The organism is Achromobacter sp. ACRQX, assembly GCF_022346505.1.
Taxonomy (GTDB): domain Bacteria; phylum Pseudomonadota; class Gammaproteobacteria; order Burkholderiales; family Burkholderiaceae_B; genus Achromobacter; species Achromobacter animicus.
The window spans coordinates 68,817-77,750 of the sequence record NZ_JAKRML010000030.1 but is presented as its reverse complement, the minus strand read 5'-3'; the positions used below and the strand labels follow the sequence as shown (position 1 = coordinate 77,750).

Annotated in this window: 9 protein-coding genes; 4 read left to right on the top strand and 5 right to left on the bottom strand. The window is 66.1% G+C overall.

Annotated features, from left to right (window positions below; all coding sequences use genetic code 11):
• Both MHZ91_RS22735 and rpsT read left to right on the top strand, forming a co-directional pair.
• Positions 1-749 (top strand): FecR family protein (locus tag MHZ91_RS22735; protein WP_239215818.1); only part of this gene is annotated, 749 nt, incomplete at its 5' end.
• A 288-nt stretch (positions 750-1,037) separates the two neighbouring features.
• Positions 1,038-1,301: a 30S ribosomal protein S20 gene (gene rpsT / locus MHZ91_RS22730; protein WP_043542310.1), complete on the top strand. Its 264-nt coding sequence runs from the start codon at positions 1,038-1,040 to the stop codon at positions 1,299-1,301.
• Positions 1,302-1,486: 185 nt separating this feature from the next.
• Here the strand turns inward: rpsT and MHZ91_RS22725 are convergent, their stop codons facing one another.
• Positions 1,487-2,404 (bottom strand): LysR family transcriptional regulator, encoded by a 918-nt coding sequence (locus tag MHZ91_RS22725; RefSeq protein ID WP_239215816.1) that lies wholly within the window; start codon positions 2,402-2,404, stop codon positions 1,487-1,489.
• A 113-nt stretch (positions 2,405-2,517) separates the two neighbouring features.
• Here MHZ91_RS22725 and lysA point away from each other — a divergent pair, with 113 nt between their 5' ends.
• Complete coding sequence (gene lysA, locus MHZ91_RS22720) at positions 2,518-3,750, top strand: diaminopimelate decarboxylase (protein ID WP_239215814.1); 1,233 nt, start codon at positions 2,518-2,520, stop codon at positions 3,748-3,750.
• A 107-nt stretch (positions 3,751-3,857) separates the two neighbouring features.
• On the opposite strand, the gene garL is transcribed toward lysA, so the two are convergent.
• The 4 genes from garL to MHZ91_RS22700 form a co-directional block, all read right to left on the bottom strand.
• Entirely contained in the window at positions 3,858-4,625 is a 768-nt protein-coding gene (gene garL / locus MHZ91_RS22715; protein ID WP_056562673.1) for a 2-dehydro-3-deoxyglucarate aldolase, read from the bottom strand.
• Positions 4,626-4,717: 92 nt separating this feature from the next.
• A complete protein-coding gene (locus tag MHZ91_RS22710) occupies positions 4,718-5,830 on the bottom strand; it encodes an Ldh family oxidoreductase (RefSeq protein WP_370647859.1) in 1,113 nt (370 codons plus the stop codon).
• 48 nt (positions 5,831-5,878) lie between these two features.
• Positions 5,879-6,652, bottom strand: a complete 774-nt coding sequence (locus tag MHZ91_RS22705; RefSeq protein WP_370633056.1) for a FadR/GntR family transcriptional regulator — start codon at positions 6,650-6,652, stop codon at positions 5,879-5,881.
• A 114-nt stretch (positions 6,653-6,766) separates the two neighbouring features.
• On the bottom strand, positions 6,767-7,696 hold the full coding sequence (locus MHZ91_RS22700) for a dihydrodipicolinate synthase family protein (RefSeq protein WP_175123492.1): 930 nt from the start codon (positions 7,694-7,696) through the stop codon (positions 6,767-6,769).
• A 234-nt stretch (positions 7,697-7,930) separates the two neighbouring features.
• Here MHZ91_RS22700 and MHZ91_RS22695 point away from each other — a divergent pair, with 234 nt between their 5' ends.
• Positions 7,931-8,932 carry a tripartite tricarboxylate transporter substrate binding protein gene (locus tag MHZ91_RS22695; RefSeq protein ID WP_175123493.1) on the top strand — a complete coding sequence of 334 codons (1,002 nt, stop codon included), beginning with the start codon at positions 7,931-7,933 and terminating at the stop codon, positions 8,930-8,932.
• Positions 8,933-8,934 lie beyond the last annotated feature (2 nt).

Here is an 8,934-nt window from a genome sequence, read left to right as displayed (position 1 = left end):
CGCCCCCACCCGCCGCCATCGTGCCGCCCCGCCGCCGTTTTCTGACTGGCGCGCTTGCGCTCGCCAGCACCGGCGCGGCCGCTGCCTATGTCGGCAATGCGTTCTACCCGCTGAACAACGTTGCCGCCGACGCGGCCACCGCAACGGGCGAGCGCCGCCGCTACCTGCTGTCGGACGGCAGCCAGCTTTTGCTCGACGCGCGCAGCCGCGTCAACCTGGACTTCACGCCTGCGTATCGTCAGGTCCGTCTGCTGGATGGCGCCGTGACCGTGTCGGTCGCACCCGATTCCCGCCGTCCTTTCCTGGTGCAGACTGCCCAGGGCACGGTCCGCGCGCTCGGCACCCGCTACATGGTGCGCCAGCAGGCGCAGCGTACGGTCGTCGTGGTGCACGAACACGAAGTCGAGGTCGAGACCATGTCCGGGGCGCACGGCACCATTCGCGCCGGCACCGGCGCCCGCTTCGACAATGCCCGCATGGACACGCCGCGCGCCGAGCTCATGGCCGAAGCCGCTTGGGAATCGGGCTGGGTTGAGGCCCGTGGCCGTCCCCTGGGCGAAGTCATTGCGGCGCTGCGCCCCTATCGCAGCGGCACCTTGCGCGTGTCCATGGCCGCAGGCGGCTTGCCCGTGTCCGGCCATTTCCCGTTGGACGACACCGACGCCGCGCTGGACAGCCTGCAAGACCAGATGCCCATCCAGGTGCGCCGTTTCACGCCCTGGTTCGTTTCCATCAACGTCGCCGCCTGACAACGTCCGCCCCGAAGGTATGCCGGGCGGCGCGGTTTCCGTTGTATACTCGACACCTAGTTTTTATCCAGTGGTTTGTCCATTGGTTTTATCGATAGGCGCCGCGAATTTTCCTCATGTTTTCAAGAGGATCTGACGCAAGGGTTCTCCAACCCGGGAATTCTTCCCAGCAGCGCCCTCCCGCCCGGTTGACGGGCGCTCCATCGGTTAAAGCGACATTAAAAGCTTGCATTCCCCACGGGACTTGCTACAATGTTCGACTTTGCCGAATTCAACTTACAAAGCAACATGGCCAATACCGCCCAAGCCCGCAAGCGCGCTCGCCAATCCGTTGAGCGCAACAAGCACAATTCCAGCCTGCGCTCGATGCTGCGCACCGCCATCAAGCGCGTTCGCCAATCCATCGCCGCTGGCGACAAGGCTGCGGCTGGCGAAGTGTTCCAGAAGGCCACCAGCGTGATCGATCGCGTGGCTGACAAGAACATCATCCACAAGAACAAGGCCGCTCGCCACAAGAGCCGCCTGGCTGCCGCCATCAAGGCGCTGGCCTAAGCCATTCTGCCGCCCCGGTCTTCCGGGGCGACACGAATACGGCAAATAAAGAAGGATGCCCACGCGCATCCTTTTTTGTTGTCTGCACCGTTTGTCTGAGCGGTTCGCTGCGCGCCCCAAGGCCCAGCACCTGCGTCTCAGCCGGCCTACCGGGCCGACCCCTCTCGGGCGTGCCCTGCCCCGCTTCATGCGGATTCTGCTGCCGCCAGCCTGCCCTTGATGGCTGCCGCGGCGTCGTGCAGCGATTCCATGAACGCGGCGACCAGCGGATTGCCCGGACGGTGTTCCGGAAACACCACATTCACGCGGAACGGAAACGACCGTGTCAGCGGCCGGATGTGCAGCCCTCGTCCCACGAAGTCCAGCGCGGTCAGCGGATTGACGATCGCCAGGCCCAGTCCTTGTCGCACGAATGTGCAAACCGACACCGCAGTAGGCGTTTCCACAACGGAGCGGGGCAACACGCCCGCCTGGGCGAACGCTTCGTCGATCTGGACGCGGTAGGGATCGCTGGGGGACAGACTGACGAAGGAATGCCCTTCAAAATCCGCCAGCTCGACCGCCGCGCGCGCCAGCAGCGGATGGCCGTCAGGCAGCACGCAGACCTCGTCAACCTGCACCAGCAACTCCAGCCGGGTGCCGGCTGGCGCGGCATCGTGTTCGGTCAGGCCCAGGTCGTAGCGCTGCGCTGTCAGCCACTCCTCGAGCAGCGGAGACTCCTGGGTTTCGACGGACAGGCTCACGCCGGGGTGTTGGCCATGAAAACGCTGAAACGCATCAGGCAGTATCGAATGCGAAAACGCCGGCAGGGTGATCACCGACAGTTGCCCTTCGCGAAACGCTCGCAGACGGGCCGCGGCGGACGCCACGCGCTCAAGGCCGGCGTAGGACTGCCGCACCTCTTCAAAGAGCGCCAATGCCGGCATCGTGGCCCGCAGACGCCCCGCAATCCGTTCGAAGAGAGCGAAACCGATCGTTTGCTCCATCCGGGCCAGTTCGCGGCTGACGGTGGGCTGCGACGTGTTGAGCAGATCGGCGGCCTTCGTCACGCTGCCCGCGATCATCACCGCGCGGAAGACTTCGATATGCCGATGCGTGAGCATCGCGCCTCCCATATCAGGAATGAATCGGTGTCGAAAATCAAAGCATTTTACTGGATGGACCAACGCAGGCATCATGCCGCCTTCGCTTCACTTCCCACAGGGTTCCTTTCATCATGACCTTCGATCCGCGCCAGCTCACCCAACTTGCCGCCGAACACGGCACGCCGCTTTGGGTGTACGACGCCGCCATCATCCGCGAACGCATCGCCCAACTGCGCCGCTTCGACACGATCCGCTACGCGCAGAAGGCGTGCTCGAACCTGCACATCCTGCGCCTGATGCGCGCGCAAGGTGTGGTGGTGGACGCGGTATCCCTGGGCGAGATCGAACGCAGCCTGGCCGCCGGCTTCGACCCGCGCAGCGAACCGGAAGGCATCGTCTTCACGGCCGACCTGATCGACCACGCCACGCTGGCCACCGCGCTCAAGCACGGCATCACGGTCAACGCCGGGTCGCTGGACATGCTGTCGCGTGTGGGCCAGGCGTCTCCGGGCCATCGCGTCTGGTTGCGCATCAACCCGGGCTTTGGCCACGGCCATAGCAACAAGACCAATACCGGCGGCCCGCAAAGCAAGCACGGCATCTGGATCGACGATGTGGCCGAGGCGATCTCCATCGTGCGCCGCCACGGCCTGAAGCTGGTGGGCGTGCACATGCACATCGGTTCGGGCGTGGACTACGGCCATCTTTCCAGCGTGTGCGACGCCATGGTGGACGTGGTGAAGTCGCTGGATCACGACATCGAAGCCATTTCGGCGGGCGGCGGGCTGTCGATCCCCTACCGCGACGGCGAGCCGCGCATCGACTGCGATCACTACTTCGAGCAATGGGATGCCGCGCGTCAGCGCATTGCCCAGTATCTGGGTCATGAGATCCGCCTGGAGATCGAACCCGGCCGCTTCCTGATCGCCGAGTCCGGCGTGCTTGTCGCCGAAGTGCATTCGATCAACCGGCGTCCCGAGCGCGACTTCGCGCTGGTTGACGCGGGCTTTAACGATCTGATGCGCCCGGCCATGTATGGCAGCTATCACCGGATCTCGGTGCATGCGCCGGACGGCAGCGACCCGCAGGACGCGCCGCAGACGCGCATTGCGGTGGCCGGCCCGCTGTGCGAATCGGGCGACGTATTCACGCAGAACGAAGGCGGCGTCATGACCGACCAGTTGCTGCCTCGTCCGCGCATCGGCGACTTCATGGTCTTTCACAACGCCGGTGCTTACGGTTCGTCGATGTCCTCGAACTACAACAGCCGACCGCTCGCACCGGAGGTTTTGCTGGACCAGGGCGAGGCACGCCTGATCCGGCGCCGCCAGACCGTGGCCGAGCTGCTCGCGCTGGAAGAGTAAACCGCCTGTAAATGCAAACGGCGCCGGACAGTTTGCCTGTCCGGCGCCGGCGTAGCGGTTTCGCTCGCAACGGCCAGCGCCCCACGGGGGCCTGGCGCATCAAGACATCAGGTCGGGAACGCCTCGCGCAACGCGAAGGTCGCCTGCTTGAATACGCCCAGGTCAGTCCCCACGGCCACGAAGTGCATCCCCATGTCCAGATAACGGCGCGCGTCGGCATGCACGGGCGCCAGAATACCCACCGCCTTGCCTTGCGCAGTCACGCGCTGGTGCAGGTGGCGGATCGCCTCCTGCACCTCGGGGTGGCCGGGGTTGCCAATATGACCCAATGCCGCGGCAAGGTCCGACGGGCCAATGAACACGCCGTCCACGCCTTCGACGGCGGCGATCTCGTCCACCGCCTCGATGCCGGGACGGCTTTCGATCTGCAACAGCACGCAGATGTTGTCGTTGATGGTGTGCAGATAATCCGGCACCGTGCCGTAGCGGTTGCTGCGCATCGCGCCCGCCACGCCGCGGATGCCTTGCGGCGGGTAGCGTGTGGCGGCCACCGCGCGGCGCGCATCTTCTTCGGATTCGATGAAGGGAATCAGCAGGTTGTAGAAACCGATATCCAGCAGGCGCTTGATCTCGACCGGATCGTTCCAGGACGGACGCCCCACGGCCGCGCTGGCGCTGCCCTGCAGGGCCTGGAGCTGCTGCAGGAACATCGGCACCTCGTTGGGCGAGTGTTCGCCATCCAGAAGCAGCCAGTCGAAATCCGCCAGGCCGACGAGTTCGGCGGTGATGTGGCTGGACATGCACATCCAGAATCCGATGAGCCGCTCGCGGGCCAGGATGCGTTGCCGGAAGCGATTGGGAAGAGGTGAATTCATTGCTGACCTCATGTCTTGAAAAGTGAACTTGGAATCCGATGGCCACGGGACCGCAAAGCGCCCCGGGCTTCTTGCGCGCGGGCCACGACCGGTCAGGCGGGATCCAGCAGATACGGCGTGCCAGCGCGCTCGCAGATGCCGCGCAGGCGTTCGGCCAGCGCTGCGGGAATCGGGATGCCCTCGCGCAGCCGGCGCATGCGCTCGGCCGCTTCGGGCTCGCCCGCCACCAGCACGGGTTCGGCGGGATCGGCGGGCGGCGTGTCGTGCATGGCGTCGATCATGTCGTCCATGTCGGTTTCGAACGACCCGGCCGCGCGGAAGGCGTCGGGGTTGAGCGCCAGGAAGAAATGTCCGACGTCGTCGGGCTCGCCGGGGCCGCGCGTACCCGCACGCCGCGCAGCGAACGCGCTGCCGCTGAGCGTGCCGCCCAGGATCTGCGCCATCATCGCCAGGCCATAGCCTTTGTGGCTGCTCATGGCGGTGGTGCCGCCCAACGGCGTGAGGCCGCCCTCGGGGCGCTTGAAGATGTACTGCATGGCCGCATCCGCGTCCGTGACCGGCGCGCCCTGCCCGTCCACCGCCCAGCCCGGCGGCAGCGGCTTGTCCAGGAAGTCGTAGACCTTGACCTTGTTGGCCGCGACGGTCGTCGTCGCCATGTCGAGCACGAAGGGTTCGTTGTAGGCGGCGGGCGCACCGAACGCGATGGGATTGGTGCCCAGCATCGGCATCGCGCCGCGCGTGGGCACCATGATGACGCCGTTGGCGCTGCTGGTGACCAGTCCCACCACGCCGCGCTCGACGGCGATGCGCGCATAGACGCCGGCCGCGCCGAAGTGGTGCGAGTTGCAGACCGAGACAGCGCCCACGCCGTGTTCCAGCGCCTTGTCCACGGCCAGGTTCATGGCCTGCGCGGCGACCGGATAGCCCAGGCCGCCCATGCCGTCGATCAGCGCACTGGCGCCGCCGTCACACACCACGCGGGCCCGGGCGTCCAGCCGCAGCGTGCCGGCGCGCCATTTGTCCTCATAGGCGGGCAGCATGGAGATGCCATGCGAATCGATGCCCAGCAGGTCCGTGCGCGCCATCAGGCCCGCGGTGATGTGGGCAAGGTCTTCAGCCATGCCCCATGCCATCAGCACCTGCAGGATCTGTTCTCGCACCTGCTCCACCGGCACGGCCGTGGCGTTTGCTCCGTTCCCTGACACTGTCTGTCTCCTGTCGTCTTGTAGGTGTGGCGGGCGTCGGCAGCGGGGTCAGTCCCGGTCGCGGTCGACCAGTCTGTGCCGCGCCTGACCCAGATGGAATTGCATGGCGACGCGCGCGCGTTCGCCGTCCTGTTCGCGGATGGCGTCCAGGATGGTGGCATGTTCGTCCACAACGCGCTGCGCGCGCTGGCGCGAGCCGGTGCGCGTCAGGTTGAGCGTCAGGCGCATGAATCCGCTGATGGACTCATGGATGCTTTCCAGCACGCCCAGATAGAAGTCGTTGCCGCTGGCCTCGGCAATGCTGGCATGAAAGGCCAGATCCGCTTCGGCGGACACCTGTCCCTTTGCCAGCGTGTCGGCAAACGCGGCGTGAGCGTCGGCAATCTTTCCAAGCTGATCGTCGGTGCGCCGCAGCGCCGCCAGACGCGCGGCATCGCCCTCCAGCGCCACACGCACCTCCTGGGCGCGCAGATAGGCGCTGACATTCTGCACATCGTTGAAGGCCTTCAGGCGCGGCGCAGGCTGGTGGCTGACAAAAGTGCCCAGGCCCTGGTGCGCGGTGATGAGGCCGTCGGCTCGCAGGCGCAGCAAGGCTTCGCGCACGACGGGCCGCGACACGCCGAAGCGTTCGGAGATTTCGTTTTCGGACGGCAGCTTGTCGCCGACGTTCAGTCCGCCGGACACGATCTGTTCGAAGATCTGCCCGTAAAGCTGGTCCGCCAGCCGCACCCGGTGCCCGCGTTCCAGCACCGGCGCGGCGGGCGCTTGCGCCTCGTCGGGCGCGTGCGGCGTGGATGAGGGGGATGCTTTGGGTCGAGCCACGGAAACTCCTGGTAGTAGGGCCTGTCCTCGCGCGGAGAACAGGCCCTGAAAGACTGCTGCGATGCGCGGACGGCGCTCATCGTAACCGCATTGCGTCCGCTGCGCCGCACGCGGTCATGCCGTGGCGGTTTCGCGATCCCAGGCGGCCAGCGCGCGCGCCACGGGCGCCACGCGTTCGCGTTCGGTGCTGGAGATGCCGGTCAGGAGCGGCAGCATCGGGCCCATGTCCGCCACGCCCGACAGCGTCACAGCATCGTGCAGCACGCGAATGGGGCTGATGCCGTCGCGGCAGTCTTCCAGGCCCATGTACTGCTCACGCACGGCTTCGGCTTCGTCGAAGCGGCCTTCTTGCAAGAGATGCAGGAGGCGCATCGAACCGCGCGGCGCCACGCAGACGGATCCGGACGTAAAGCTCTTCAGGCCGAATTCGCGGTAGTGGACAATGGCCGGGCGCTCGCCGATGCCGCTGACGACCCAGCGCGAATCCACGGCTTGCAGCAGCGCGGACAGGTAGGCGTCCTCGGACGGGTTGTCGCGCACGACGGCGTACTTGAAGGCGACGAGACGGCCTTCCTCGATCAGACGTGCCGCGGTTTCCGGGGCCAGGTAGTCGGCCGACTTGATGTAGACCACCGCAGGCTTGCCCAGCGCATCCGTGAAGCGGCGCACGCCGTCGGCCAGCCCGGCGTCGGTATAGGGGAAGGACATGGGCAGCAGCATCGCGGTCGGAAAGGCGCGCGATCGCAGGATGGCGGCCTGGTCCATCATCTTGCCGTAGTCGGGCCCCACCGAGGGCAGGATCCAGGTGTCCGGACCCGCCAGGCTTGCCAGCATGTCCACGATGCGTGCATATTCGCTCACACCCACGTTGTAGAAGTTGGCGTTGCCGCCATACATGACGTTGCGCACGCCGCCCGCTTCCAGGTGGCCGAGCAGCGTCTTGTTGGCCGCTTCGTTCAGCGAGAGATCGGCGTTGCGGGCCAGCGGCGGCACGGCGATGACCGAGCGCTGCAGATCCTGGGCGGTGACCGGGGTGGTTTTCATGGAAGGGGCTCCTGGCGGGTGGGTTGTCAGTGCGGTTGTCAGATAAGTAAGGTGAAAAAAGTATACTTGGTTGACAAGCTATAGCTCAATACCTATATTTGTTTTACAAGTAGTTCGGCAGCACACAGTCGCATGAGGCGCGGGCCGCATGCGGCTTTGAGCTCCCGGCTCGCCGGGAGCGGAATACCCCCAGAAACGATGCGCGGCCACGCGCACACCGAGGAGACGAATTCCATGCATGCAGCCCCTGTGCGAGGCCGGTTTATTGCGGCCGCCCTGCTGACGGCCACCGCCTTTGCCCTGCCGGCCTCGCCGGCTTTCGCGGACTACCCCGAACGCGAGGTCAAGATCATCGTGCCCTTCCCCGCCGGCGGCACTGCCGACATCGCCGCGCGCGTCGTGGCGGCCGAATTGGGCAAGAGCTGGAACAAGCCCGTGGTGGTCGACAACAAGGCGGGCGCCGGCGGCAATGTCGGCTCGGCCGAAGCCGCGCGCGCCACGCCCGACGGCTATACCTTCCTGATGGGCACGGTCAGCACCCACGCCATCAATCAGTCCGTGTACGCCAAGCTGCCCTATGACCCGGTAAAGGACTTCGTGCCGGTGACGCTGGTGATCCCGGTGCCCAACATCCTGGAGGTCAACCCCAAGTTCGCCGACAAGCACGGCATCCGCAACGTGGCGGACCTGATCAAATACCTGAAGGCCAATCCCGACAGCGTCAACATGGCGTCCACGGGCAACGGCACTTCCACGCATCTGTCGGGCGAACTCTTCCAGAGCATGACCGGCACGCGCATGACGCACGTGCCCTACAAGGGCAGCAGCCCCGCCCTCACCGACGTGATGGCCGGGCAGGCGGACCTGATCTTCGACAATCTCCCCTCGTCCATGGGCTTTATCAAGGCCGGCAAACTGCGCCCGCTGGCCGTGACGACCGCCAACCGTTCGCCCGCCCTGCCCGACGTGCCCACGATGGCCGAGGCCGGCGTGAAGGGCTACGAGGCCTCGAGCTGGTTCGGTCTGCTGGCGCCGGCCGGCACGCCGCCCGCCATCGTGGAAAAGGTCCAGCGCGACGTGGCGGCGGCCTTGCAGCAGGAGCCCGTGCGCGCACAGCTTCAGGCGCAAGGCGCGACCCCATCCGGCAACACGCCCGCCCAGTTCAAGCAGTTCATGGCCCAGGAAACCGTCAAGTGGGCCGACGTTGTGAAGAAATCCGGCGCCAAGGTCGACTGACC